Source organism: Streptomyces sp. CNH189, from assembly GCF_000527195.1.
Genome location: NZ_AZUS01000013.1, coordinates 92,073 through 118,955, shown reverse-complemented (window position 1 = coordinate 118,955; position 26,883 = coordinate 92,073). Strand labels below are relative to the sequence as shown.

The window sequence follows — 26,883 nt, the reverse complement described above, 5'->3', positions numbered from 1 at the left end:
GCACCCGTGACGACGGCCGCCCGCCCCGACTCCCGAAAATACCCCCGGGGGTACCCCGTGTTACCGTGTACGCATACCCCGGGGGGTACTGCATCAAGGGATTGGGAGAGACGCGTGTTCTTCGTCGGCATCGACCGGCCGGCCGCGGCGGCCGTCGGCGGACCCGCCGACCGGGTGCGCCAAGGCGAGGCGCCCGCCTCCTTCCCTCGCGCCACGTTCGCCGACCTGGCGCGGCGGCGGCCGGCCGAGGGCGTCGTCGTCCTCGACGTACGGCGCGCCTCGGAGCGGGCACGCGGCTTCGTCGACGGCTCCGTCCACATCCCGGTCCACGCCCTGCCCGGCCGGCTGCACGACGTACCCGACGGCCAGGTGTGGGTCCACTGCGGCAGCGGCATGCGCGCCGCCGTCGCCGCCTCCCTGCTGGACGCGGCGGGCCGCGACGTCGTGGGAACGGTGGAAGGCCGCCTGCCGTGGGGGCGGGCGGCCTTCGGTCCATGCGGGAGGGGCAAAGGGTCACGCCAGTGAGAGGAACAGCTTCTCCAGGCGGGCCCGCATCTGCTCGCCGTCCTCGCCGTTCGCGCGGCCGGACTCGATGTCCGCCACACACTTCTGCAGGCCCGTGGCGATGATCGCGAAACCGGCCCGGTCCAGGGCACGGGAGGCCGCCGCGAGCTGCGTGATCACGTCCTCGCAGTCGCGTCCCTCCTCGATCATCCGGATCACTCCGGAGATCTGCCCCTGCGCCCGCCGCAGCCTGTTCAGCACGGACTTCAGCTCCGCGCCCGCGAGATCCATGTCCACGACCACTCCCTGGTGAAATACCCCGTGGGGTACTCTACGTCCGCTTCGGGTACCCCGTCGACCGTCGACCACGAAGGATCACACACCCGCCATGAGCACCCCCGTCACCCTCCCCACCGACCAGGCCGGCGCCCGGCTGCACGAGTTCACCGTGATCGACGTACGTACGCCCGCCGAGTACGCGACCGGTCACCTGCCCGGCGCCGTGAACGTCCCCCTCGACCGGATCCGGCGTGCGCTGCCGGAGATCCGGCAGGCCGCGCGGCGCGGCGACCTCCTCCTCGTGTGCGCCTCCGGGGCGCGTTCGGAGAAGGCGTGCGCCCTGCTCGCCGAGGAGGGACTCGACGCCGCCACGCTCGCGGGCGGCACCGGTGCCTGGGCGTCCGAGGGCCGCGACCTGGAGCGCCCCGCGAACGCCGGTTCCCGGGCGGTATGGGGCATGGAGCGCCAGGTGCGCTTCACCGCCGGAACCCTGGTGCTCCTCGGCCTCGTGCTCGGCCTGTTCGTGCATCCCGCCTTCCAGCTGCTCTCGGCGGCCATCGCGGGCGGGCTGGTCTTCTCCGCCCTCACCGACACCTGCGGCATGGCCGTAATCCTCGGCAAGCTGCCCCACAACCGGCCGCGCGGCGCGAACCTGGACTCCGCGCTGGCCGCCCTGCGCGGCGAGTGAGACCGGCGCGGGCCGCTGCCGGCGTCCGCGCCGTCACCGTCCCCCCAGCTCCCCTCGGCGCCGACCCGCGGTTCCGTCCGCCCGGACGTCCGTCCAGACGTCCGTACGGCCCCGCGACCCCGGGACGTTCGGGTCCCGACGCGAGCCCTGCTCCGCCCCTACTCGCCCCGCACCACGGCCACCGGTGACGGCGCGTGGTGCAGCAGGGCCTGGCTGACGGAACCCAGCAGCAGGCCGGTGAACCCGCCCCGGCCCCGCGCGCCGACCACCGTCAGCCGGGCGGTACGGCCGGCCTCGATGAGCGCCTCGCGGGTCGGACCGTGCACCACCCGCTGCTCCACGACCACACCGGGGTAACGCTCCCGGTGCCCTGCCAAGGCCTCCGCCAGCAGGCGCCGCTCCTCCTCGGCGAGGGCGCCCGGGCGGCCGGCGTACGGCTCGGCGGGGTCCTGCGGTGCGGGCAGGGACGCGTTCCACGCGGTCCAGGCGTGCACGGCGACCAGGGTCGTGTCCCGCAGGTCCGCCTCCCGGAAGGCGAAGTCGACCGCCGCGGAATTCGCGCCGGACCCGTCGACGCCCACCACGACCGGACCGTCGGGACGCGCCTCGCCCCGCACCACCAGCACCGGACACCGGCCGTGCGCGGCCAGGTGCACCGCCGTGGACCCCACCATCAGGCCGACGAACCCGCCCATGCCGCGGGACCCGACCACGACCAGCTCGGCGGCGCGGGACTGGGCCTCCAGCACGGTGAGCGGTTCACCCGTCACCACGGAACCGGAGACGTCCACCCCGGGCACGGCCGCCCCGGCCCGCTCGACGGCGTCCGCCAGCAGCCGCTCGACCATGCTCCGGAGCCCTCCGTCGGAAGGCCCGAGGGGGGAGGGGCCCAGCGGGACGTGCATCGCGGGCCACATGAAGGCGTGCACCACCTTCAGTGAGGCGCCCCGCAGCCGCGCCTCCCGTGCCGCCGTCTCCACCGCGGTCAGGGCCGACGCCGACCCGTCCACTCCGACGACCACCACACCGGCCATGGTGCCTCCACGTGCTCTCGTGCCGTCTCCCCGGCCTCACCCGCACATTGTTCCGGGCCGTTCGCCGGACCGCCGCGCGGAAGGTTTCCGCCCGTCCGCCGAACCCGCACGGGGACATCCGGGAGCCCGCCGCCTGCCGCCTCCCCCAGCGGGGAGTTCCCGGCCGTCCCGCCGGACGCCCGCGCCGTCGTTCCTCTGGTTGCACCGGGTCGACATGGGTAAATTTGGCGCCGAGTCATGATTTGCCCGCCGGACCGAGGGTGTGCCGCGCATCGCGGGACTTCCGGGCGAGGACCACATGTTCCAGCTGAGCGCGCCGATCGTCGCCACGTTCGTCCTGTACGTGCTCGCCCTGATCGGAACGGGGATCCGGGCCTACACCCGCACGCACACCTTCGACGACTTCGCGCTGGGCGGGCGCCGCTTCGGCCCGTACGTCGCCGCCCTGTCCGCCGGAGCCAGCGACATGTCCGGCTGGCTGTTCCTGGCGCTCCCCGGCGCCGTCTACGCCGCCGGGATCGGCTCCGTATGGATCGCCTTCGGGCTGGCCGTCGGCACGTACCTGAACTGGCTGTTCGTCGCGCCACGCCTGCGCACCTACACCGAACGGGCCGGGAACGCGGTGACCTTGTCCGGCTACCTGGAGGAGCGGTTCGAGGACCGCACCCGCATGCTCCGCCTGGTCTCGTCCGCGGTCACCCTGGTGTTCTTCACCGTCTACGTCGGCAGCGGCCTGGTGGCCGGCGGGCTGCTGTTCCAGACCGTCTTCGACCTGCGTTTCACGGTCGGCGTCACCCTCACCGGCCTGCTCATCGTCATCTACTCGTGCCTCGGCGGTTTCCTCGCGGTGAGCCTCACACACGTGCTGCAGGCCTCGCTGATGCTGCTCGGCCTGATCGTGCTGCCCGCCGTGGCGATCGCGCGCCTCGGCGGCTTCGGCGCGCTCGGGGACGCCCTCGACGGCAGACAGCCCGCACTGCGCGAACTCGGCTCCCGGGTCGACTTCGGCGGCGGAGTCTGGACGGGCGGGGGTCCGCTCGGGGCCGTGGCGATCGTGTCCCTGCTCGCCTGGGGGCTCGGCTACTTCGGCCAGCCGCACATCCTGGCCCGTTTCATGAGCATCCGCAGCACCCAGGACGTACCGGCCGCCCGGCGCATCGGCACCGCCTGGGTCGTCCTCGTCCTCACCGGCGCCACCCTGGTGGGCCTGGCCGGGATCGGGGAGCTGTCCCCGACGCTGTCCGCCCCCGACACCGTGTACATCGCCCTCAGCCGGGCGCTGCTCGATCCCTGGATCGCCGGGGTGGTCCTGGCAGCCGTCCTGGCCGCCGTCGTGTCCACCGCCGACAGCCAGCTGATGGTGTCGTCCGTGGCGCTCACCGAGGACTTCTACCGGGCGTTCCTCAACCGGCACGCCTCCGACAGAGCACTGGTGTGGGTGGGACGTGGCACCGTCGTACTGGTCATCGTGGTGGCGTACGTCATGGCGCTGCACGGCGGCGGACTGCTGAGCATCGTCGCCTACGCCTGGGCCGGGTTCGGCGCCGCGTTCGGCCCCGTGGTGCTGCTGTCGCTCTACTGGCCCCGGATGACCTCGGCCGGGGCCATGGCGGGCATCGTCGCCGGCGCCGGCACGGTCCTGCTGTGGGACCAGGTCAACCCGCTGCTCGGTCCGCTGGAATCGGGCGTCTACGAGATGGTCCCCGGCGTCCTCGTGGCCACCGTCGCGGCCCTGGTGTTCGGCCGGTACGTCGGCCGGCCGCCCAAGCGCGCCTTCTGGCGGATGCCCGGCGGCGGCACCAGCCAAGTGGTGCTCACCCCCTTCCTCACCCAAGCCCCGGTGGGCCTGGCCATGCTGGACACCGACCTGCGGTACGTGTGGGTGAACGAGCCGCTCGACCGGCTGATCCCCCTGGAGCAGCGCCTGGGGCGGCGGCTGAGCGAGCTGCGGCCGACCTCCGAGTTCCGGGGCTTCGAGGAGCAGATGCGCCGGGTGCTGGAGACGGGCGAGCCCGTCATGGACTGGGAGTTCCGCAGTGCCGAGGAGGACCCCGCGGAGGCCCGCGCGGTCTCCGTGTCGTTCTTCGGGGTGACCGACCGCCGTGACCGCCCGGTGGGCGTCCTGTACATGGTCGTCGACGTCACCGAACGGTGGCACGCCCAGAACCGCCTCGCGCTGCTGAACGACGCCGGAGCCCGCATCGGCAGCACCCTCGACGTCCCGCGCACCGCGCAGGAACTGGCCGACGAGGCCGTGCCGTCCCTGGCCGACTTCGTCGCCGTGGATCTGCTGGACTCCGTGATGCGCGGCGAGGAACCGGCGCCCGGACCGGTCGGCCTGGCGCCGGTCATCCGCCGCGCGGGACAGGCGTCGGCACGCGAGGACGGCTGCGGCGGCAGCCTGGCCCTCGGGGAGGCGGTCCGGCGGGCCCCCTCCTCGCCGGTGACCCGCTGCCTGCTGGAGAGCAGGACCCTGGTGGAACGCGACCTGGACCGCACCGCCAGCCCCTGGGTGACCGAGGACCCGTCGCTCGGCGCGTCGATCCTCACGTACGACTACCGGTCCCTGATGGTGGTGCCGGTCCGGGCCCGGGGCGTCACCCTGGGCGTGGCGACCTTCGCCCGCACCGAGCGGTTCGGCCCCTTCCGGGACGACGACGTGCGGCTCGCCGAGGAGTTCGTCTCCCGCGCCGCCGTGGCCGTCGACAACGCCCGCCGCTACACCCGCGAGCGCACCGCCGCCCGCGCCATGCAGCAGGCCCTGCTGCCCCAGGCGCTCAGCGGGGGGTCCGCGGTGGACGTGGCGTCCTGGTACCAGCCGGCCGACGTCCCGAACGGCGTCGGCGGCGACTGGTTCGACGTCATCCCCCTCTCCGGCGCCCGGGTCGCCCTCGTCGTCGGCGACGTCGTCGGGCACGGCATGGAGGCCGCCGCGACCATGGGACGCCTGCGGACGGCGGTACGCACCCTCGCCAACCTCGACCTGCCCCCGGACGAACTGCTCGCCCGCCTCGACGACCTGGTCATCGGGCTGATGGGCGCCCACGACGACCAGGAGCCGGCCGCCGCGGGCTCCGCCTTCCTCGGCGCGACCTGCCTGTACGCCGTGTACGACCCGGTCGGCGGGCGGTGCGCGATGGCCCGCGCGGGGCACCTCCCGCCCGTCCTCGTCACCCCGGACGGCACGACCGAGGTGCTGGACCTGCCCGCCGGGCCCCCGCTGGGCCTCGGCTACCTGCCGTTCGAGGCCTGCGAACGGGATCTCGCCGAGGGCAGCCTGCTGGCGTTCTACACCGACGGCCTGGTGGAGACACCGGACCGGGACATCGACGACGGGATCGCCCGGCTGGGCGACGCCCTCGCCGTACCCCGCTCCTCCCTGCGGGAGATCGGCCGGGCCGTGGTCGAGACCCTGCTCACCGGCCCGCCGCCGGACGACGCGGCGCTGCTCCTGGCCCGCACCCGGTGCCTGCCGGCGGACCGGGTCGCCTCCTGGGACCTGCCGAGCGACCCGGCCGCCGTGGGCACCGCCCGCACCGCCGCCGTCCGGCAGCTGTCCGCGTGGGGGCTGGACGAGCTGGCGTTCACCACGGAACTCATCGTCAGCGAACTCGTCACCAACGCCATCCGCCACGCTGCCGGGCCGGTCGCCCTGCGTCTGATCCGGGATCGTGGGCTCATCTGCGAGGTCACCGACGGCAGCGGGACCTCACCGCGCCCCCGGCACGCCCGCACCACCGACGAGGGCGGACGCGGCCTGATGATCGTGGCCCAACTGGCCCACCGCTGGGGCACCCGCCACACCGCCAGGGGAAAGGTCATCTGGACGGAACAGTCCTTCGTCACGGAACCGTGAGCGGGAGTGGACGCTTGGCCCCTGTGGGGTGGGCGCACGGGGACGCGGCGGCGTCGTCGGGGTGCTGCCCGGTCGCCCTGGCCGTCGTCGCGCGGGCCGGGTGCCCTGTGGTGGTGCTGCGCGGCGGCCACGACGACCAGGCCGTGCCGCCGGTGCGCGGCCGGCTGGTCGTGGGCGTCGGCGAACACCGGGCGGTCCTGCGGGTTCGCCTCCGACGAAACCCGGCGGCGCGGGGTGCCCCTGGAGGCCGTACGGGCGTGGCGGTGCCCGGCGTACGAGAGCACCGGACCCCCGCTCGCGACCGGCGAGCTCGCCCGCTCGCACGGCAAGCGGGCGGCCGAGGAACTGGACGCGGCCCTGGCGGACGTCCCCGCGGGTCTGCGGTCCGTCCCCGCACGGCGGAGGGCCCCGCCCGAAGGTTCCTCGTCGACGCCTCGCGCACCGCCGACCTGCCGGTCGTCGGGGCCCGCCGCCGCGAGGGCCACCTCGGCCCCCGCCTCGGACGGGTCACCCACACGGCCCCGCACGACTCCGCCTGTCCGCTCGCCGTGATCCCCCACGGCGCCCCCGCCTGACGGGCGGACCGCCCGCGCTCCCCGGGCAGGGCCCCCGTCGCCGCGGACGCGACGGGGCCCGTGGCGCGAGGGTGCCGGGTGCCGGGTGGCTGTCGCGGGTCGGGCAGATGGCCCAGGTGGCCCTGTCGGGACCGCGGCCCGCGGGGGAAGGTGAGGAGATACGGACCCGCGGGCTTCCCCCGACCATCCCGACGCGGAAGGACACCATGATGTCCGTCGACACGCACCAGGCCTCCGCCCCGCTCGGCGACGACGAGCTGAGGACGCTGGACGCCCACTGGCGCGCCGCGAACTACCTGGCCGTCGGCCAGATCTACCTCATGGCGAATCCCCTGCTCACCGAGCCGCTGCGCCCGGAGCACGTGAAGCCGCGGCTGCTCGGCCACTGGGGCACCTCGCCCGGCCTCAACCTCGTGTACACCCACCTCAACCGGGTGATCCGGGCCCGCGACCTGGACGCCCTGTGCGTCTGGGGTCCCGGGCACGGCGGGCCCGCGGTGGTCGCCGGGTCCTGGCTGGAGGGGTCGTACACCGAGACGTACCCCGACATCACCCGGGACGCGGGCGGGATGGCACGACTGCTCAAGCAGTTCTCGTTCCCCGGCGGCGTCCCGAGCCACGTCGCCCCCGAGACCCCCGGCTCCATCCACGAGGGCGGCGAGCTGGGCTACTCCCTGTCCCACGCCTACGGCGCCGCCCTTGACCACCCGGACCTGGTGGTGGCCTGCGTGGTCGGCGACGGCGAGGCGGAGACCGGCCCGCTGGCGACCTCCTGGCACTCCAACAAGTTCCTCGACCCCGTCCACGACGGCGCCGTCCTGCCGATCCTCCACCTCAACGGCTACAAGATCGCCAACCCGGCCGTGCTCGCCCGGCTCCCCGAGGACGAGCTGGACGCGCTGCTGCGGGGCTACGGCCACGACCCGCTGTACGTCACCGGCGACGACCCGGCCGCCGTCCACCAGGCCATGGCGCACGCCATGGACACCGCCCTCGACCGCATCGCCGGGTTCCAGCGTGCCGCACGCGAGGACGGCGCCACCGAGCGCCCCCGCTGGCCGATGGTCGTCCTGCGCACCCCCAAGGGCTGGACCGGCCCCGCCAAGGTCGACGGGCTGCCGGTGGAGAACACCTGGCGCGCCCACCAGGTCCCGCTGCCCGCAGTCCGGGACAACCCCGAGCATCTGCGGCAGCTGGAGGCGTGGCTGCGGTCGTACCGGCCCGAGGAGCTGTTCGACGAGGACGGCCGCCCCCACGCCGACGTCTTGGTCTGCGTCCCCGACGGCGCCCGCCGCCTCGGCTCCACCCCGTACGCCAACGGCGGGCTGATGCTGCGCGAGCTGCCCCTGCCGCCGCTGGAGCGGCACGCCGTCGTCGTGAACAAGCCGGGCGCGACCCTGCACGAACCGACCCGCGTCCTCGGCGACCTCCTCGAGGACGTCATGCGGGACACCGCGGACCGCCGCGACTTCCGGCTCGTCGGCCCCGACGAGACCGCCTCCAACCGCCTCCAGGCCGTGTACGACGCCAGCGGCAAGGCGTGGCAGGCCCGCACGCTCGACGTGGACGAGCACCTCGACCGGCACGGCCGGGTGATGGAGATCCTCTCCGAGCACACCTGCCAGGGCTGGCTGGAGGGCTACCTCCTCACCGGCCGGCACGGCCTGTTCTCCTGCTACGAGGCGTTCGTGCACATCGTCGACTCGATGGTCAACCAGCACGTCAAGTGGCTGCGCGTCACCCGCCGCCTGCCCTGGCGCGCCCCCATCGCCTCCCTCAACTACCTGCTGACCTCGCACGTGTGGCGCCAGGACCACAACGGCTTCTCCCACCAGGACCCCGGTTTCGTCGACCACATCCTCAACAAGAGTCCGGAGGCGGTACGGGTCTACCTGCCGCCGGACGCCAACACGCTGCTGTCGGTCGCCGACCACGTGCTGCGCAGCCGCGACTACGTCAACGTCGTCGTGGCCGGCAAACAGCCCTGCTTCGACTGGCTGACCATGGAGCAGGCGAAGGCGCACTGCGCGCGCGGCGCCGGCATCTGGGACTGGGCCGGCACCGAGACCGGCGACCGCGAACCCGACGTCGTGCTGGCCTGCGCGGGCGACGTACCCACCCAGGAGGTCATGGCGGCGGCGCAGCTGCTGCGGCGGCACCTGCCGGAGCTGGCGGTGCGGGTCGTCAACGTCGTCGACATCGCCCGGCTGCTGCCGCGCGGGGAGCACCCGCACGGCCTGTCCGACTTCGAGTACGACGGCCTGTTCACCGCCGACAAGCCGGTGATCTTCGCCTACCACGGCTACCCGTGGCTGATCCACCGGCTCGCGTACAGCCGCACCGGGCACCATCACCTGCATGTGCGCGGCTACAAGGAGATCGGCACCACGACCACGCCGTTCGACATGGTGGTGCGCAACGACCTCGACCGCTACCGCCTGGTCATGGACGTCATCGACCGCGTCCCCGGGCTGGCCGTGCGGGCCGCAGCGGTACGGCAGCGGATGGAGGACGTCCGGCTGCGCCACCACGAGTGGATCCGCGAGCACGGCACCGACCTGCCGGAGGTCGCCGACTGGACCTGGGACGGCTGACCGCCGACGAGCGGCGGTCGGGCTCCCGAAGAACCGGACGCGGGCGGCCGTCGCTCACGCGCGCGGCATACTTTGCGGGTCCTTTACAGTTGACGTGGAAGCAGGACATCCTGCTTCCACACATCTCTTCGTACCTGTTCGAAAAGGAGCGGCGGTCCCCCAATGGGTGATCCTCCCAGTAGTAACCGTGCCACCACCCGGAGTCCGCGTCACGCGGCCGGTCAGGGAGCGGGGGTGGCACGGTGACCGAGATCCTGCTGCTCCTGCTCGCCCTGCTGCTGACGCTGGCCTGCGCGGTGTTCGTCGCGGCCGAGTTCTCCCTCACCACCGTCGAGCGCGCCGAACTGGAGCGCGCGGCGGCGGCAGGTGAGCGCGGCGCGGCCGGTGCGCTGGTCGCGGTACGCCGTCTGACAGTGCAGCTGTCCGGCGCCCAGCTCGGCATCACCGTCACCTCGCTGGTGATCGGCATGCTCGCCGAGCCGTCCCTCGCCGCCCTGCTGCGCGGCCCGTTGCGCGCCGCCGGCCTGGGCGGGGCCGCCCCGACCGTGGCGACCCTGCTCGGCGTGGCGCTGTCCACGGTGGTGCTGATGGTGATCGGCGAGCTGGTCCCGAAGAACTGGGCCATCTCACGTCCCGCGGCGGTCGCCAAGGTCGTCGCCGGCCCGCAGCGCGCCTTCACGGCCGCCTTCGGCCCGTTCATCGGCCACCTCAACGGCACCGCGAACCGCTTCGTGCGCCGCTTCGGCCTGGAGCCCGCCGAGGAACTGGCCTCCGCCCGCACCGCCGAGGAGCTGGGCGCGCTGGCCCGGCACTCCGCCGCCGAGGGCGCCCTGGAGGCGGACTCCGCGGAGCTGTTCGTGCGCACCCTGCACCTGAGCGAGCTGACCGCCGAGAACGTGATGACCCCGCGGGTCGACGTCCGCGCCCTGGAGGTGCACGCCACCGCCGCCGACGCCGCCGCGCTCAGCCACGCCACCGGCCTGTCCCGCTTCCCGGTGTACCGCGACAGCCTCGACGAGGTCGTCGGCACCGTCCACATCCGGGACGTGCTGGCCCTCGAACCGGAGCGGCGCGCCACCACGCCCGTCACCGAGCTGACCACACCGCCGCTGCTGGTCCCGGACAGCCTCCCCGCCGACCGCCTGCTGGAGCGCATGCGGGCGCACCGTGCCATGGCCGTCGTCATCGACGAGTACGGCGGCACGGCCGGCGTCGCCACCGTGGAGGACATCGTCGAGGAGGTCGTCGGCGAGGTCCGCGACGAGCACGACCCCGTCGAGGTGCCCGAACTGGCCCCCGCCCCGGCGACGGCCGACGGCCGCGCCGTCTGGGAGGCCGACGGCAGCCTCCGGCTGGACCGGCTCACCGCCCTGGGCGTCATCGCCCCGGACGGGCCGTACGAGACGGTCGCCGGACTGATCGCCACCCGCCTGGCCCGCATCCCCGCCAAGGGCGACACCGTCGACGTCGACGGCTGGCGGCTCGACGTGCTCGCGGTCGAGCACCACCGCGCCGACCGCATACGCGTCACCGCACCGGCCCCCGTACGGGCCGAGGTCATGGAGGAAGCCCGATGACCGTCCTGCAACTCGCCATCGGCCTCCTCACCCTGCTGACCAACGCGTTCTTCGTGGGCGCCGAGTTCGCCCTGATCTCGGTCCGCCGCAGCCAGGTCGAGCCGCGCGCCCTCGCGGGCGAGAAGCGCGCGAAGATGACGCTGTGGGCGCTGGAGCACCTGTCCGCGATGATGGCCACCGCCCAGCTGGGCATCACGGTCTCCTCGCTGGTGCTCGGCGCGGTCGCCGAACCGGCCATCGCGCACCTGCTGGAGCCGCCCTTCGAGGCGGTGAACGTCCCGGACGCGCTGGTGCACCCGATCGCGTTCGTCATCGCCCTGACCCTCGCCACGTATCTGCACATGCTGATCGGCGAGATGGTGCCGAAGAACATCGCGCTCGCCGCGCCGGTGCCCAGCGCGCTGCTGCTGGGTCCGCCGCTGGTGTGGCTGACCCGGGCGCTGCGGCCGTTCGTGTTCGGCATCAACGCCTTCGCCAACGTCCTGCTGCGGCTGCTGCGGGTCGACCCGAAGGACGAGGTGGAGTCGGTGTTCACCGACGACCAGCTCGCCCGGATGGTCGTCGACTCCAGCGAGGCCGGACTGCTCACCCCGGCCGACGGGGAGCGGCTGCGGGACGCGCTGGAGCTGGGCACCCGCCCGGTCGGCGAGATCCTCGTCCCGGCCCGGCGGATGCACACCGTCGACCACACGGTCACCCCGGCGCGCCTCGAGCGCGTGGCCGCCGAGGCGGGCCTGTCCCGCTTCCCGGTCACCGGTCCCGGCGACGCGCTCCTGGGCTACCTGCACATCAAGGACACCCTCGGCGTCACCGAACGGGACCGGCCCTTCCCGCGCACCACGCTGCACAAGGTCACCCGGGTCCGCATCGACACCCCGCTCGACGACACGCTCACCGCGCTGCGCGCGGAGGGCAGCCACCTCGCGGCGGCGGTCGGCGAGAACGGCAAGGTCATCGGCTTCGTGACGATGGAGGACGTCCTCACGGAACTCGTGGGCCCGGCGGCCCCCGCGCCCGCCTGACCCCGCCGCCACCCACGGCACAGCACACCGCGGCCCCGGCCGGACTCCCCGTCCGCCCGGGGCCGCGGTCGTACGCCCCGCCCTCGACGCGCCACGCCGCGCGCGCAGACCGACGGGCGCGGTGGTGGTTCCGAGTGACGCGGGGTCGTGCACGCCACCGCTGCCGGGCGCGGCAGCAGGGTTCGCGTGGCGGTGCTCGCCGGCCGTGTCGGCCACCCCGTGAGGCCAGCGGGGCGGTAACGGATCGCGGCGGGTTCGCGTGGTCGCCACGGGACGGCCGTCCCGCGAGGCCGAGTGTCACGTGTCCGGCTCCCTCAGGGGAGTCGCTGCCTCACCGCTGGACCCGCTCGCCTCGGGACGGGCGACGTGGGCCGGTCAGGGCCGCTGCCCGGACCCTGTACGGACACGGTGGCCCCCACCAAGGCCGCCGTCACGCGCTCAGGTGGCGGCGGTGCTCGTTGTGCCAGGCGATCGCGCGGCGGATGTCCGGCTCGTCGAGGCCCGTGCGGCAGGCGAGGTCGGTCATGGCGACCGGCGGGCCGGAGCCCAGCACGCGGCCGATCTTGCCCGCCCAGAGCTCCTCCTGCACGAAGGGCCGGCGCCGGTAGACGGCGCGGACCTCCTCCAGGTGCGCCTCGCAGCAGGCGGTGACGCGGCGCAGCCCGTCGTGGAGGGGGTCGGCGGGATGCACGGCCGAGGAGTCCGCCACGTACCCGCGCACCGCGTCACCGGGCGGGAAGGTTCTCGCGCAGAGGTCGCACAACTCCGGTGCGAGGGCGTCGGATCGGCGATCGTGCTTCCTGCGCTTCCACATGGGAACTCCCGGTGGCCGGCTGCGGTCAGCGTACTGCCGAAAGCCTGCCCCCACCCGGTGACGGCCAGGCCACCGGCCCGCGCCGGCCTACGGCACGCCCAGCTCGAACAGGACGTATCCCGCGTACGATCCCGACGCCACCGCCGCCGTGCCCAGCACCGTGACCAGCGCGGACCGGCTCAGCCGGCGCATGGCCAGGGCGAGCGGCACGAACAGGGGGAAGAGCGGGAGCAGATAGCGCGAGACGTTGCCGAAGTACTGCTGGGTGCCCATGACCGTCAGGTACGACAGCACGGTGTACACGACCAGCACGACGGGCGGACGCAGCCGCACCAGCAGCACGGTCAGCACCGGCACCAGCAGCACCACACCCACGCCGATCGTGTCCTCCATCGGCATGGCGAACAGGTAGTCGAAGTGCCCGACCGGCAGCGAGGTCAGCACGTCGAGACTGTGCCGCCCGTAGTCGAAGGCGTGACCCCAGGCGCCCTCCTGGAGCTTGGTGTAGCCGCCCCAGTCACCCATCCGGTACCCCACCCAGCCCAGGTAGCCGGCCACCCCGAGCGGCGCGATCGCCACCGCGGCCAGCGGGCGCCGCCAGTCCTCCTCACGGCGCAGCACCGCGCACAGCCCCGCGACGGCGAGGGCCGCGACCAGGGCGGCGGCGGTGGGCCGGGTGAGCCCGGCGGCGAACGTCAGCACTCCGGCGAGCGCCCAGCGGCGGGTCGTCACGGCCCAGCAGGCCCAGGCGGCCAGCGCGGTGTACAGCGACTCGGAGTACACCGCCCACTCCGTGCCGGAGCCGGGCCACACCGCCCACAGCCCGACCGCGACCAGCCCGGCCCGGTGGCCGCCGAGCCGCGCGGTGACGGCGTGGATGCCGAGCGCGGCGGCGAACGAGCACACCACGGACACGGCCATCCCGGCGCCGTACGGGCCGAGCCCGGTGATCTCCGAGACCAGCCGCATCAGTGCCGGGTACAGCGGGAAGAACGCCGCCGAGTTGCCCTCCAGGGTGATCAGGCCGGTGGCGCCGGGGACGGGCTCCAGGGCGGGGTCGTAGCCGAACAGGGCGATCTGCTGGTACCACCAGCCGTCCCAGCTGCCCAGCACGTCCCACGGGTGCGCGCCCCCGCCGAAGCGCGGATGCTTCTCCCGGTAGTCGCCGGCCGAGTCCAGGAGCAGCATGAACACGGCGAAGCCGACCAGCTTGAGCACGCCGTACGTGGCGAGCACCGGGCCGTGACGCGCGGCGAGGCTCCGCAGCCGTTCGCGGGGCCCGGGTGCGGCCGGGGGAGGGACGTCGGGTGCGTCGGCCGGGGCGGCCGGGTCGGTCACGGGCGTCGTGCCGGTCATGAGGCGGAGTTTCCTGTCGTACGGCGGGAGCGGCGGCCGGGGAACACCCAGGCCCGCAGGACGTGGAAGCGCAGCAGGGCCGCGGCGAGGTTCGCGGTGACCAGCACCGGCACCTCGGTGCGGGGTCCGGCGCCGGGGACGGTGAGGTGGAGGACGGCCAGCGCGCCGCCGGTGAGGGCGAGACCGGCCAGGAAGGCCACCAGCCCTCCGAGGTGGTGGGCCGGCAGTCCCTCGCGGCCCCGCACCCCGAAGGTGAACCGCCGGTTCGCGGCGGTGTTGACGACGGCGCAGAGCAGCAGCGCGAGCGCGTTGCCCGCCTGGGCGCCGGCGGCCGGCCGCAGCAGGACGTACAGGAGCAGGTGCAGCAGGGTGGTGACGGCGCCGACGGCGGCGAAACGGAGGATCTGGGCGACCCGGCCGGGCGGTGGGCTCGCGGCGCCGCCGGACGTCCCGGCGCGCCCCAGCGCGGCCAGCGGCAGCCGGCCACGGGCCAGCGCCCGCCCCAGCCGGGCCATGCCGCGCAGGTCGGCGAGCGCCGTGGGGAGGAGGTCGACCCGGCTGTCGGGGTCGTCCACCCAGTCCACCGGCACCTCGTGGATCCGCAGGCCGGCCCGTTCGGCGATCACCAGCAGTTCCGTGTCGAAGAACCACTCACGGTCCTCGACCAGCGGGAGCAGCCGCTCCGCCACGTCCCGCCGTACCGCCTTGAAGCCGCACTGCGCGTCGGAGAACCCCACGGAGAGGGTGCCGCGCAGCAGCCCGTTGTAGCAGCGGGAGATGATCTCCCGCTTAGGTCCGCGCACCACTCGGGACCCGCGGGCCAGACGGGTGCCGATGGCGAGGTCGGAGTGGCCGGAGATCAGCGGGGCCACCAGCGGCAGCAGGGCCGCGAGGTCGGTGGAGAGGTCCACGTCCAGGTAGGCCAGCACGGGGGCGGAGGAGCGGGACCAGGCGGTGTGCAGGGCGCGTCCGCGTCCCTTCTCCTCCAGCCGCACCCACCGGGTGCCGGGGAGTTCCGCGGCCAGACGTGCGGCGATCCCGGGCGTCCGGTCCGTGCTGGCGTTGTCGGCGACCGTGATCCGGAACGGGTAGGGAAAGGTTCCGGCGAGGTGCGCGTGCAGCCGCCGGACGCACGGCTCCAGGTCCCGTTCCTCGTTGTGCACGGGCACGACCACCTCCAGCACGGGCTCGGAGTGGTCCGCGGGGAGCGCCGCCGGGCTGGGCAGCACCGGCCGGGCGGCGGAGGGGTCGGTCGGGGGTCGGTGGGGCGGGGCGGGCCGCCCGGCGGTTCTCATGGCGGGTCACGGTCGCTTTCCGGCGTGCGCCTGCGGGGTGGGTGGCGGTGGGGGGCAAGATGTAATGGACATGCCAAGTAGGCCCGTGGGGTGGTCCCGGAGAACCGCCCGGTCGGGTGTCCCGGGCGAGGGTGGGCGTGCCGGGTCTTACGGTCCGGCGGTCGAAGCGGTCGAAGCGGTCGAAGCGGCTAAGCGGCTAAGCGGGTGAGGCGGGTGAGGCAGGTGAGGCGTGAGGCGGGCGGGTCCGGCGTCATCCGGTCGGCGGGGGAGAGGTCGGGGTGCTGTCCGAGCCGGGGTCGGCGGTGCCGGTGTCCGCCGACTCGGGTCCCCTCGTGCCGAGGTGCGTCGAGCCGGGGTCCGCCGCCCCCGGTGCCGTCGTGCCCGGTTCCGTGGTCCTCGGCGGTGAGGTGGCGGCGGTCATGGACTCGGGGGTGTGGGTCGGCGGCAGGGACGGGCTCGGCCCCGTGCCCGATGGGGACACGGTGGGCTCCCCGGACGCCCCCGGTGCCGTGGACCCGGTCGCCGGCAGCGGCAGGTCGGCGGGCGCGGAACCGGAACCGAGGTGGGGCAGCAACGCGAGCCCGATGCTCAGTCCGGCCACCGCGAGGGCGGAACCGCCGGCCCGCATCAGCGCCCGGGACCGGCGACGGGCCCGGATGCCGTCGTACAGGCGGGTGCGCTGCCCCGGTTCGAGGGGGATGTGTGTCCGGCCCTCACGCATCATGCGCGTCAGCTCGCGCTCGAAGTCGTCCATCGCTGCTCCCCTCACCTCACGGGCCGGACGGAATCGGACAGGATCTGCCGCAGCCGCGCGACCCCGCGCGACGCGTGGGAGCGCGCGGTGCCCACCGGACAGCCCAGGGCCTGCGCGACCTGCCCCTCGGGCAGGTCCTCGTAGTAGCGGAGGACCACCGCGGCCCGCTGGCGGGGCGGCAACAGCGCCAGCGCCGCCTCCAGCCGTGAGCGTTCGGCGACGGCCGCCGACACGTCACCCGGGTCGGGCCGGTCGGGCAGCTCACCCACCGGGCGCTCGCCCCACCAGCGCCGGCGGGCCGAGCGGGCCGCCATCCGCACCAGCACCTGACGCACGTACGCCTCCGGTGCCTGCTCGGCGACCTTCGGCCAGGCGAACCACAGCTTCACCAGAGCCTCCTGGACCAGGTCCTCGGCGCGCTGGCGGTCGCCGCCGGTGAGCAGACGCGCGACATGCAGCAGCGCCGACCAGCGGGCGGCCACGAACTCGTCGAAGCCGTCGGCCCGAAACCGCTGCATTCCTTACCGCCCCGTGTCCGTACAAGCCCTTGCACCTGGAAGAAGGCCTTGGGGCGGGGGAAACGATGCACCCAAGTGCTGTGATGCGCCTCACGTCCCGCGGGGGAGCACGGGAGAGGCGGGCGCCGGCAGGGGTGCCGACCGCGAAAACACGTATGACAGTGCCGAACGGCACTGTCAGTGTGACCGGATGCGTACACCCAGAGAAGCAGCCAGGGTCGCGGTGCTGGACCCTGAGGGATCGGTCTTCATGTTCCGCTACGACAACGACGAGGTCGGCGTGCACTGGGCGATGCCCGGCGGCGGGCTGGAACCGGGCGAGTCACCGCTGGAGGCCGCCGAGCGGGAGGTGCGGGAGGAGACCGGATGGACCGGCCTCCGGATCGAGGACACCGTGCTGTGTCTGTGGGAGCACGACTTCACGCGGGCCGGGGTGCCCGTGCGCCAGCACGAGCACATCTTCCTCGCGCATGCTCCCCGCCGGGAGCCGGCCGGAGACCTCGCCGCCGCGCACACCGCGGACAAGATCCTCAGGTGGCGCTGGTGGTCCGCCGCCGAACTGGCCGGGGACCACGAGCCGTTGTGGCCGCCGCAGCTCCCCGATCTGCTCGCCGGTGTGCGCGCGCACGGCGCTCCGGCGACCCCCGTCGACCTGGGCTTCGTCCCGAACGGGCCCGTAGTGCGGGGAGAGACGGTCTGACACGACGACGGCCCCGGCTCGAAGCCGGGGTCGTCCGTGCTCAATGGCCGTCCGTGCTCAGTGGGCGTCCGTGCTCAGTGGGCGCCCGGTCCTCCGCTGCCGAAGCCTCCGCTGCCGCCGCCCTCCCATCGGGGCCGCTCCTGCGAGGCGCCGGTACGGGTGCCGGCGTTGCCGTGGCCTCCCAGCTCGTGCGGCGTCAGCCGCTCGTCGCTCCGGGGCATCTCGTTCGGCTCCCGCTGCTCCCGCACCTCGCGGACCGGGCCGCCCTCGGGCATCCGGGGCTGCTCCTCGGGCCGGGGGTGGCTCGTGTCGTCGCTCCTGACACGGCGGCTGCCGAAGACGAACATGCCGATCAGCAGGGCCAGGACCACGATCCCCGCCACCACCAGTCCGACACCGAGGGCACCGCGGCCGGCCGCCAGGTCGGTCGTCTCCATCCATGAGGCGTTCATCATGGCCTGCGGGTACCCCCGGACCCGCCCGCGAACCAGCCCGCCTCCCGCCGCGGCCGGCCGTGCGACACCCCGGAACCCGTGCGGACAGCGGGCGCCACGGGGTTTGACGGTCCGCACGGCGGCAACCCGCGCGGTGTGACGACGACATCGCAGGAGGAGCTGTTCCGGTTCCTGGAAGACCGGTTCGCCTGCGCCCAGGCGTGCACCGAGTGCGCGCGGGCCTGCGCCACCCGGGCCGGACTCGTGGAACCCGACGGCACCGAGAACCAGGAACTCGTACGGCGCAAGGGCATCATGTGCGCGGAGGTCTGCGACGCGACCTGCCGGGTGCTGTCCGAGGACAACCAGGCGGACGAGGCGACCATCCGCATGCAGGTCGAATGGTGCCGGCAGGTGTGTCTGGAGAGCGCCCGGACCTTCGACGGCCATCCCGGCGCGGAAGGGACCGCGGAGGCCTGCCGCGCCTGCGCCCGGGCCTGCACCGACTTCCTCGCCACCCTCAACTGACCCACCCCTCCGCCTGCCCCCGGGCGCCGCCGTGCCCCGTACAAACTCGGGCGAGTTGTCGCCATACTGGACGAGTCAGGGGAGGACGGGACGGACTACGACGGGGGCGGCGTAGGACATGGGGGAGAGCAGGCTGATCCACGGCCGGTACCGGCTGATGGACCGGATCGGACGCGGCGGCATGGGGGAGGTGTGGCGCGCCCGGGACGAGTCACTGGGGCGGCAGGTCGCGGTGAAGTGCCTCAACCCGCTCGGCCCGCAGCGCGACCCGGCGTTCGGCCGGGTGCTGCGCGAGCGGTTCCGCAGGGAGGCGCGGGTCGCCGCGTCGCTGCAGCACCGCGGGATCACCGTGGTGCACGACTTCGGCGAGTCGGAGGGCGTCCTCTACCTGGTGATGGAGCTGCTGCAGGGGCGTGACCTCAGCCGGCTCCTGGAGGACAACAAGCACCATCCGCTGCCCGTCGGCGAGGTGGTGGAGGTGGCCGCCCAGGTCGCCGCCGCCCTCGCCTACACCCACGACCAGAGGATCGTGCACCGGGACCTCAAACCCGCCAACATCGTGCGACTGGACGACGGCACGGTGAAGATCTGCGACTTCGGCATCGCCCGCCTCGGGCACGACATCGGTTTCACCTCCCGGCTCACCGGCACGGGCGTCGCGATGGGCACGCCGCACTACATGTCGCCGGAACAGATCGCCGGAGGGGAGGTCGACCGGCGCAGCGACCTGTACTCCTTCGGCTGCGTACTGTACGAGATCGCCACCGGCGTACCGCCGTTCGACCTCGACGACGCCTGGGCGGTCCTCGTCGGCCACCGCGACACCCCGCCCCGGCCGCCGCGCCGGCACCGGGCCGAACTGCCCGAGCGGCTCGAGGGCATCATCCTCGACCTGCTGGCCAAGGAGCCGGCCGGCCGGCCCGCGAGCGCCGTCGAACTGGCCCGACGTGTCGAGGAGTTACGGTCCGCTCCGGTCTCGGTCGCGACCGTCCGCCGGGCCGTGGAGCCGGGTCCGGCGGGACGGGCGGGACGGGCGGAGCGGCTCCCCTCCTGGACCCGCGGCCTCAGCCCCGGACCCAAGGCGGCGCGGTTGGCCCCTGGGGAGCGGTCCCCCTCCGGGGAGCGGTCCCCCTCCGGGGAGCGGCCCGTCTCGGGGGAGCTGCGCCCTGGCGGAGAGCTGTCCTTCCCCGGGGAGCCGCCCACCCCCGGTGGGCGTCCGGCCCCGTCGCCCTCGCCGCTCGCCGTCCTCGCGGAGCGACACCACGCCGGACTCGGGCTCGGGCGTCTCGGGCGCTGGGCGGAGGCGGGGGAGGCACACCGTGCGGTCGCCGTCGAGCGCGAGCGGATCCTCGGCCCCGAGCACCCCGACACCCTCGCCAGCCGCTACGAGGTGGCGTTCACCCTCAGCCGCACCGGACGGCCCGCCGACGCGCTGCGCGCCTACAAGACCGTCGCCGAGGCCCGTATCCGCGTCCTCGGTCCCGACCATCCCGACACCCTCGCCGCACGCCAGGAGATGGGGTACGTCCTCGCCCAGCTGGGCCGTCCCGTCGACGCCCACCGGGTGTACCTCTCGGTGCTCGACGCCCGCGAGCGGACCATGGAGCCCGACCATCCGGACACCCTGCGCTGCCGGCACAACCTCGCCTTCAACCTCAGCCGGCTCGGCCGCCTGGAGGACGCCTACGGCATGGCGTGCGACGTGGCCGGCGCCCGCGCCCGGGTGCTCGGCCCGGAGCACCCCGACACCCTCGTCACCCGGTACGAGGTCGCCTACGTCCTGGGCCGTCTGGGCCGCTGGAAGGAGGCACTGCAGGCGTACCGGGAGGTGGCCGTGGCCCGGGCCAGGGTCCTCGGTCCGGACCACGCCGACACGCTCGCCGCCCGGCACGAGGTGGGCGTCGGCCTGGGCCGCCTCGGCCGCGCCGGTCAGGCCCTCGACCTCTACCGGCGTCTGGTCGGGGACCGTACCCGCGTGCACGGGCCCGCCCACCCCGACACCCTGCGCGCCCGGCACGGCGTCGGCGTCAACCTCGGCCGGCTCGACCGGTGGGCGGACGCCCTCGCCGAGTCCCGGGAGGTGGCCGCCCTGCGCGAGCGGACCCTCGGCGCCGACCACCCGGACACCCTGGTCAGCCGGCGCGAGGTCGCCGTCGCCCTGGGCTGGCTCGAGCGCTGGGCGGACGCGCTCACCGTGTACCGCAGGGTGGCCGACGCCCGTGAACGGGTCCTCGGCGCGGACCACCCCGACACCCTCGCCGCCCGCGAGGACGAGGCCCACTGCCTGGAGCGTCTGGGCCACGCGCGAGAGGCCGCGGAACTGTACCGGCGTGTGGCCGCGCTGCGCGGACAGGGCCTGGCCGGAGGCGCCTGATCCGTTTCCCCTCCGGCCCCCTCTGGCCGCCGCCGATCATCACGTGTTACGAAGAGGCATGACCGCAGCTCAGGAGTCCCGGACGTACGACGCCGTCATCGTCGGCGGAGGTCACAACGGCCTCGTCGCCGCCGCCTACCTCGCCCGTGCCGGGCGCTCCGTACTGGTGCTGGAGCGGCTCGGCCACACCGGCGGCGCGGCGATCTCCACCCGCCCGTTCGCCGGCGTCGACGCACGGCTGTCCCGGTACTCGTACCTGGTCAGCCTGTTGCCGCGGAAGATCCTCACGGACCTGGGGCTGGACGTGCGGCTCGGCACCCGCACCATCTCCTCCTACACCCCCGCCGAACGCGACGGGCGGCCCACCGGACTGCTGGTCGGCGGCGGCGAGGAGCGCACCCGCGAGGCGTTCGTCCGGCTCACCGGCTCCGACCGCGAGTACCGGGCGTGGCAGAGCTTCTACGACCTGACCGGCCGCGTCGCCCGCCGCGTCTTCCCCACTCTCACCGAGCCGTTGCCCACCCGTGAGGAGCTGCGCCGCACCGTCGACGACGAGCATGCCTGGCGGATGATCTTCGAGGAGCCGCTCGGTGCCGCCGTCGAGGAGCGCTTCGCCGACGACCTGGTGCGCGGCGTCGTGTTCACCGACGCCCTGATCGGCACCTTCGCCGACGCCCACGACCCCGCGCTGCCGCAGAACCGCTGCTTCCTCTACCACGTCATCGGCGGCGGCACGGGCGCCTGGGACGTCCCGGTCGGCGGCATGGGCGCGGTCACCGACGCGCTCGCCGACGCCGCCCGCGCCGCCGGGGCGGTCATCGCCACCGGCCACGAGGTCGTACGCATCGACACCGACGGCCGTGCCGCCGAGATCACCCACCGCACGGCCGACGGCGAAGGGGTCGTCGGCGCCCGGCACGTCCTGGTCAACGCCTCACCGGAGGAGCTGGCCCGGCTCACCGGCGACACGCCCCCGCCGCACGCGGAGGGCGCCCAGCTCAAGGTCAACATGCTGCTCACCCGGCTGCCCCGGCTGCGCGACACCTCCGTCGACCCGCGCGAGGCGTTCGCCGGCACCTTCCACATCGCGGAGGGGTACGAGCAGCTGGCCACCGCGCACGCCCAGGCCGCGGCCGGCCGGCTGCCCGACGCCCCGCCCTCGGAGATCTACTGCCACTCGCTCACGGACCCGTCGATCCTCGGCCCCGACCTGGCGGCGCGCGGCTACCAGACCCTCACCCTGTTCGGACTGCACGCCCCGGCGCGGCTGTTCGAGCGGGACAACGACGCGACGCGCGAGGAGCTGCTGAAGTCGACGCTCGCCCAGCTCGACGCCCACCTGGACGAGCCGATCGCCGACTGCCTGGCCACCGACGCCGAGGGGCGCCCGTGCATCGAGGCCAGGTCCCCGCTGGACCTGGAACGCGACCTGGGGCTGCCCGGCGGCAACATCTTCCACCGCGAACTGTCCTGGCCCCACGCCCAGGACGGCACCGGCCGCTGGGGCGTGGAGACCGCCCACGCCAACGTCCTGCTCTGCGGCGCGGGAGCGGTGCGCGGCGGCGGCGTGAGCGGGGTGCCGGGGCACAACGCGGCGATGGCGGTGCTGGAGGCCACGCAGGCCTGACGGTCACGGTCCTCCGCGCACCGAAGCCCCGCCCGGCAGACGGGCCACGCGGGCCTGTTGGCCCCCGCCCGGCTGACGGGGCGCTCCCGCCTTGTGGCGGCGTGCGGCTGCCGGGTTGCTCCGGCTTGGCGGCCTTGCCCGGCTACGGGTCACGCCGGCCTTGTGGCGGCGTGCGGTTGATGGGTTGATTCGGCTTGGCGGTCGTTGGTCACGCCGGCCTTGTGGCAACGTGCGGCTGACGGGTTGCTCCCGCTTGGTAGCTCCGCCCGGCCGACCGGCCGCACCAACCTGGTGGCCACGCCCGGCTGACGGGTCACGCCCGCTTGGCAGCCCGCCGGGCAGACGGGCCACACCGGCCTGTCGGCTCCGCCCGGCTCGGTCACCGGGCGGGGGCCACGGTCGCCTCAGCCGTCCTCCCGGGTCCACCCCTCCGCCCGGAGCCGCGCCGCGTCGGCGGGGCGGGCCTCGTCGAAGATCCGCCGGCGGCCCCGCTCGACCAGCAGCCCGTCGACGTAGGCGCCGCGTCCCACGTACAGCCGGTCCGTCGTGTACCGCCAGCGCAGCACCAGGCCCGCCGCGGCGGGCAGGTCCGCGGTGAGGCCGTGCCAGACGCGGCCGGACCAGCCGGTCGCCGTACCCGTCGGGTGCTGCTCGGGTGCGGCGCCGCGCCGCGCGGTGGTGAACGGCACCGGCTGCCACGACGTGCCGCCGTCCGCCGAGGACTCCAGAACCAGGACGTCGGCGCGGGGCTCGGTGTCCCACCACAGCGAACAGCTCAGCCGGTTCCCGCCGGACGAGGTGTCCAGCGCGGGCAGCGTGAGGGTGGCCGTCGCCGCGCTCGCCATCCCCGAGAACCACGCCGTGCGGCCGTGCGCCGGCCGGACCGGCACCGCGCGGGCCAGCTGGTTCGCCGCGGCCACCCGGGGCGCCGAACCGGACCGCCAACTGCGCACCGGGTGCACCGAGTTGCCTAGGACGACGAGGAAGGAGTCGGTGGTCGGGTCGAGCACCAGCGCGGTGCCGGTGAAGCCGGTGTGTCCCGCCGTGCGGGGCGTGGCCATCGCGCCCATGTACCAGTGCTGGTAGAGCTCGAAGCCCAGGCCGTGCTCGTCGCCCGGGAACGCGGTGTTGAAGTCGGTGAACATCAGCTCCACCGACTCCGGCCGCAGGATCCGCTCCCGGCCGCAGACACCGCCGTCGAGCAGTGTGCGGGCGAGGATCGCCAGGTCCCAGGCGTCGGAGAACACGCCCGCGTGGCCGGCGACCCCGCCCAGGCTGTAGGCGTTCTCGTCGTGCACCTCGCCCCACACCAGGCCGCGGTCCAGGCCGGACCAGGGCGTGCGGGCGTCCTCGGTCGCGGCGATCTTCGGCTTCCAGGAGGCAGGCGGGTTGTACCGGGTGCGGCGCATGCCCAGCGGCTCGGTGATCTCCTCACGGAGCAGGACGTCCAGCCGGCGACCGGTGACGTGCTCCAGTACCAGCTGCAGCGAGATCAGGTTGAGGTCCGAGTACAGGTAGACGGTCCCCGGCGGGTTCGCCGGCGCCTCGTCGTACACACGCTGCACCTTCTCCTCGTACGTCGGCGCCTCGTACAGCGGGATCCAGGCCGCGAACCCGGAGGTGTGCGTGAGCAGTTGGCGGATCGTCACGTCCTGCTTGCCGGCCCGCCCGAAGTCCGGCAGGTACGAGGCGACCGGCGCCTCCAGCCGCACCGTGCCCCGCTCGATCTGCTGCACGGCGAGGATCGAGGTGAACAGCTTGGACACCGACGCAAGGTCGAACACGGTGTCCTCGGCCATCGGGATCTGCCGGTCCGCCGGGAACTCGACGCCGGTGTCGGTCTCCTCGTCGTACGCCTGGTAGCGCACGGCCATACCGATCGGCTTGTGCAGGGCGACCGTGTGACCGCGCCCGGCGAGCAGGACGGCGCCCGCGTACCAGGGGTGTTGGGGGGAGGACTGAAGGAACGCCTCGGCGTCGGTGACGAGTTGCCGCAGTGGGCTGGGCAACAGCCCCGCCTGGCGCGCCGATCCGTGCCGCAGCGCCGGACGGCTCCCGCGGGCCGGGGCGGCCGCCGCGGCGGGGTCCGCGGGCAGCCCGGCGAAGGCCAGCGCACCGCCCAACGCCATCGCTCCCGCGCCCAGTCGACGCCGGGTGATCCCTCTCGCGTCCGCCATCCCATGCCTCCCGATTCCTGTCCCCACGCCGTCTGAAAGTAACTTCCGGGGATCGTCGTGCGGATGAAACTTTCCTGTCAGCGGTACGGGTTGTCAATGGGCGCGGGGCGGCCGTCAGTTGGCCGGCGGCCAGGGAGGGCCTTGATCGGTGCGGAGGGCGCTGGTTGGGTGACCGGTATGAACGATCTCGGGCCCGTGCCGTGGCCGCCCGCTCCGATCAGGACCGCGAGGTTCCGCCTGCGCCCGTCCGAGGCCCGGGACCGTGCGGCGTTCGTCGAGTTGCTGTCGTCGCCGGAGGTGCACACCTACCTCGGCGGACCGCGTCCCCGCGACGAAGTGGAGCGTGAGCTGCCCGAGGTGCCGGAGCGGTGGCCCGGGAGCTTCGTCGTCGAGCGGGGCGGGGTGATGATCGGGCAGGTGCTGCTCAGGAGGGCGACGCGGGAACACCGGCCGGCCGCCGAGGGCAAAGTCGAACTGGGCTACCTGTTCCTGCCGCGGGCGTGGAGAGCCGGTTGTGCCGCCGAGGCGTGCGCGGCGGCACTCGACTGGGTGGAGGGCGTCCTCCCCGGTGAGCCGGTGGTGCTCGCGACCCAGACCGCGAACACCGCCTCGATGCGCCTCGCCACGAAGCTGGGCTTCACCGAGGTCGAGCGGTTCCGGGCCTGGGACGCCGACCAGTGGCTCGGCCTGCGCGCCCCGGGCCCGCCCCCGGACTGAGCCCGGGAGACACACGCCGGCGCGCGCTCAGCCCTGGCGTTCCCGCAGGTCCACGATGCGGCGGATCTTGCCGACGGACCGCTCCAGGGACTCCGGGTCGACGATCTCCGCCTCGACCGAGACGCCGATGCCGTCCTTCACCGCCTGGACGATGGAGCGGGCCGCCGCCTCACGGGCCGCCGCGTCCGCGTCCGGGCGGGCCTCCGCGCGCACCGTCAAGGAGTCCATGCGGCCCCGCGTCGTCAGACGGAGCTGGAAGTGCGGCGCCACCCCCGGGGTGCGCAGCACGATCTCCTCGATCTGCGTGGGGAACAGGTTCACCCCGCGCAGGATCACCATGTCGTCGCTGCGCCCGGTGATCTTCTCCATGCGCCGGAACACCCGCGCCGTGCCCGGCAGCAGCCGGGTCAGGTCCCGCGTCCGGTAGCGGACGATGGGCATCGCCTCCTTGGTGAGCGAGGTGAACACCAGCTCCCCCTGCTCGCCCTCGGGAAGCACCTCACCCGTGACCGGGTCGACGACCTCCGGGAAGAAGTGGTCCTCCCAGATGTGCAGGCCGTCCTTGGTCTCCACGCACTCCTGCGCGACGCCCGGCCCGATCACCTCGGACAGCCCGTAGATGTCGACCGCGTCGATCGCGAACCGCTCCTCGATCTCCTGCCGCATCCGCTCCGTCCACGGCTCGGCGCCGAAGACACCCACCCGCAGCGACGTGGAGCGCGGGTCGACACCCTGCCGCTCGAACTCGTCGAGCAGGGTCAGCATGTAGGACGGGGTCACCATGATGACCGACGGCTTCAGGTCCTGGATCAGCGTCACCTGCCGTGACGTCATCCCGCCGGACGCGGGGATCACCGTGCAGCCGAGCCGTTCGGCGCCGTAGTGGGCGCCCAGTCCGCCGGTGAACAGCCCGTAGCCGTACGCCACATGGGCGATGTCGCCGGGCCGCCCGCCCGCCGCGCGCAGCGACCGCGCCACCATGTCCGCCCACATGGACAGGTCGTTCTCCGTGTAGCCGACGACCGTCGGGCGGCCGGTGGTGCCGCTGGAGGCGTGCAGCCGGCGGATCCGCTCGCGCGGGACGGCGAACATGCCGTACGGGTAGTTCTCCCGCAGGTCCGCCTTGGTGGTGAACGGGAACCGGGCCAGGTCGGACAGCGAACGGCAGTCGTCGGGGTGGACGCCCGCCTTGTCGAAGGACTCCCGGTAGAACGGCACGTTCTCGTACGCGTGCCGCAAGGAGCCACGCAGCCGTTCCAGCTGGAGGGCCCGCAGCCCGTCGAGGTCGAGCCGCTCCGCCGGGTCCAGCAGGTCCACCGCCTGAGTCATCAGGACCTTCCCTTCACGCATCACACCGCTGTCGACCGATCATTCGGTCGTCTGCCACGGGGCCCAGTAACTCAGGCCACCACGGCCCGGTGCAAGAGCCCGGCCTGCACTTCTCACTCACGGCGCCGGAT

At 74.1% G+C, this 26,883-nt stretch carries 20 protein-coding genes and 1 pseudogene; 11 read left to right on the top strand and 10 right to left on the bottom strand.

From position 1 onward, the window contains the following. Nucleotides 1-42: 42 nt before the first annotated feature. A pseudogene (locus tag B100_RS0118965) lies at nucleotides 43-525 on the top strand (rhodanese-like domain-containing protein); the annotation flags it as partial. Here the strand turns inward: B100_RS0118965 and B100_RS0118960 are convergent. After that, a complete protein-coding gene (locus B100_RS0118960) occupies nucleotides 514-801 on the bottom strand; it encodes a metal-sensitive transcriptional regulator (protein ID WP_024886011.1) in 288 nt (95 codons plus the stop codon). The pseudogene B100_RS0118965 and the gene B100_RS0118960 overlap by 12 nt on opposite strands. 91 nt (nucleotides 802-892) lie before the next feature. Between B100_RS0118960 and B100_RS0118955 the strand changes: the two genes are divergently transcribed. Continuing rightward, entirely contained in the window at nucleotides 893-1,471 is a 579-nt protein-coding gene (locus B100_RS0118955) for a rhodanese-like domain-containing protein (protein ID WP_024886010.1), read from the top strand. A 158-nt stretch (nucleotides 1,472-1,629) separates the two neighbouring features. Here B100_RS0118955 and B100_RS0118950 read toward each other — a convergent pair whose 3' ends face one another. After that, on the bottom strand, nucleotides 1,630-2,505 hold the full coding sequence (locus B100_RS0118950; RefSeq protein ID WP_024886009.1) for a universal stress protein: 876 nt from the start codon (nucleotides 2,503-2,505) through the stop codon (nucleotides 1,630-1,632). Nucleotides 2,506-2,803: 298 nt separating this feature from the next. Between B100_RS0118950 and putP the strand changes: the two genes are divergently transcribed. The 4 genes from putP (at nucleotide 2,804) to B100_RS0118930 (ending at nucleotide 12,129) form a co-directional block, all read left to right on the top strand. Then, complete coding sequence (gene putP, locus B100_RS0118945; protein ID WP_024886008.1) at nucleotides 2,804-6,361, top strand: sodium/proline symporter PutP; 3,558 nt, start codon at nucleotides 2,804-2,806, stop codon at nucleotides 6,359-6,361. Between the two features lie 784 nt (nucleotides 6,362-7,145). Then, nucleotides 7,146-9,530: a phosphoketolase family protein gene (locus B100_RS0118940; RefSeq protein ID WP_024886007.1), complete on the top strand. Its 2,385-nt coding sequence runs from the start codon at nucleotides 7,146-7,148 to the stop codon at nucleotides 9,528-9,530. A gap of 242 nt (nucleotides 9,531-9,772) precedes the next feature. Continuing rightward, nucleotides 9,773-11,107 carry a hemolysin family protein gene (locus B100_RS0118935; RefSeq protein WP_024886006.1) on the top strand — a complete coding sequence of 445 codons (1,335 nt, stop codon included), beginning with the start codon at nucleotides 9,773-9,775 and terminating at the stop codon, nucleotides 11,105-11,107. Then, nucleotides 11,104-12,129, top strand: coding sequence for a hemolysin family protein (locus tag B100_RS0118930; RefSeq protein ID WP_024886005.1), 1,026 nt, complete (start codon nucleotides 11,104-11,106; stop codon nucleotides 12,127-12,129). Before B100_RS0118935 ends, B100_RS0118930 begins: the two co-directional genes overlap by 4 nt. Before the next feature lie 430 nt (nucleotides 12,130-12,559). Here the strand turns inward: B100_RS0118930 and B100_RS0118925 are convergent, their stop codons facing one another. The 5 genes from B100_RS0118925 to B100_RS0118905 form a co-directional block, all read right to left on the bottom strand. Beyond that, complete coding sequence (locus tag B100_RS0118925; protein ID WP_024886004.1) at nucleotides 12,560-12,943, bottom strand: hypothetical protein; 384 nt, start codon at nucleotides 12,941-12,943, stop codon at nucleotides 12,560-12,562. A gap of 87 nt (nucleotides 12,944-13,030) precedes the next feature. Then, nucleotides 13,031-14,299, bottom strand: a complete 1,269-nt coding sequence (locus B100_RS0118920) for a glycosyltransferase family 39 protein (protein WP_024886003.1) — start codon at nucleotides 14,297-14,299, stop codon at nucleotides 13,031-13,033. Continuing rightward, on the bottom strand, nucleotides 14,296-15,594 hold the full coding sequence (locus B100_RS0118915) for a bifunctional glycosyltransferase family 2/GtrA family protein (protein ID WP_024886002.1): 1,299 nt from the start codon (nucleotides 15,592-15,594) through the stop codon (nucleotides 14,296-14,298). The genes B100_RS0118920 and B100_RS0118915 overlap by 4 nt, the downstream gene beginning before the upstream one ends. 250 nt (nucleotides 15,595-15,844) lie before the next feature. Next, nucleotides 15,845-16,348 carry a cellulase gene (locus B100_RS0118910; protein WP_024886001.1) on the bottom strand — a complete coding sequence of 168 codons (504 nt, stop codon included), beginning with the start codon at nucleotides 16,346-16,348 and terminating at the stop codon, nucleotides 15,845-15,847. 11 nt (nucleotides 16,349-16,359) lie between these two features. Then, nucleotides 16,360-16,866 (bottom strand): SigE family RNA polymerase sigma factor, encoded by a 507-nt coding sequence (locus B100_RS0118905; RefSeq protein ID WP_024886000.1) that lies wholly within the window; start codon nucleotides 16,864-16,866, stop codon nucleotides 16,360-16,362. 190 nt (nucleotides 16,867-17,056) lie between these two features. Between B100_RS0118905 and B100_RS0118900 the strand changes: the two genes are divergently transcribed. Further along, nucleotides 17,057-17,566, top strand: coding sequence for an NUDIX domain-containing protein (locus tag B100_RS0118900; RefSeq protein WP_024885999.1), 510 nt, complete (start codon nucleotides 17,057-17,059; stop codon nucleotides 17,564-17,566). A gap of 74 nt (nucleotides 17,567-17,640) precedes the next feature. Here the strand turns inward: B100_RS0118900 and B100_RS0118895 are convergent, their stop codons facing one another. Further along, nucleotides 17,641-18,021 (bottom strand): DUF6479 family protein, encoded by a 381-nt coding sequence (locus B100_RS0118895; protein ID WP_078541004.1) that lies wholly within the window; start codon nucleotides 18,019-18,021, stop codon nucleotides 17,641-17,643. A gap of 135 nt (nucleotides 18,022-18,156) precedes the next feature. Here B100_RS0118895 and B100_RS0118890 point away from each other — a divergent pair, with 135 nt between their 5' ends. The 3 genes from B100_RS0118890 to B100_RS0118880 all read left to right on the top strand — a co-directional run bounded on the left by B100_RS0118890 (nucleotide 18,157) and on the right by B100_RS0118880 (nucleotide 22,529). Further along, nucleotides 18,157-18,528, top strand: a complete 372-nt coding sequence (locus B100_RS0118890) for a four-helix bundle copper-binding protein (protein WP_024885997.1) — start codon at nucleotides 18,157-18,159, stop codon at nucleotides 18,526-18,528. Nucleotides 18,529-18,646: 118 nt separating this feature from the next. After that, nucleotides 18,647-20,902 carry a serine/threonine-protein kinase gene (locus B100_RS0118885; RefSeq protein ID WP_024885996.1) on the top strand — a complete coding sequence of 752 codons (2,256 nt, stop codon included), beginning with the start codon at nucleotides 18,647-18,649 and terminating at the stop codon, nucleotides 20,900-20,902. Between the two features lie 58 nt (nucleotides 20,903-20,960). Further along, a complete protein-coding gene (locus tag B100_RS0118880) occupies nucleotides 20,961-22,529 on the top strand; it encodes a phytoene desaturase family protein (RefSeq protein WP_024885995.1) in 1,569 nt (522 codons plus the stop codon). Nucleotides 22,530-22,933: 404 nt separating this feature from the next. Here the strand turns inward: B100_RS0118880 and B100_RS0118875 are convergent, their stop codons facing one another. Then, nucleotides 22,934-24,706, bottom strand: a complete 1,773-nt coding sequence (locus B100_RS0118875) for a serine hydrolase (RefSeq protein ID WP_024885994.1) — start codon at nucleotides 24,704-24,706, stop codon at nucleotides 22,934-22,936. Between the two features lie 177 nt (nucleotides 24,707-24,883). Between B100_RS0118875 and B100_RS0118870 the strand changes: the two genes are divergently transcribed. Then, complete coding sequence (locus tag B100_RS0118870; protein ID WP_024885993.1) at nucleotides 24,884-25,423, top strand: GNAT family N-acetyltransferase; 540 nt, start codon at nucleotides 24,884-24,886, stop codon at nucleotides 25,421-25,423. A 27-nt stretch (nucleotides 25,424-25,450) separates the two neighbouring features. Here B100_RS0118870 and paaK read toward each other — a convergent pair whose 3' ends face one another. After that, nucleotides 25,451-26,752, bottom strand: coding sequence for a phenylacetate--CoA ligase PaaK (paaK, locus tag B100_RS0118865; RefSeq protein ID WP_024885992.1), 1,302 nt, complete (start codon nucleotides 26,750-26,752; stop codon nucleotides 25,451-25,453). Nucleotides 26,753-26,883 lie beyond the last annotated feature (131 nt).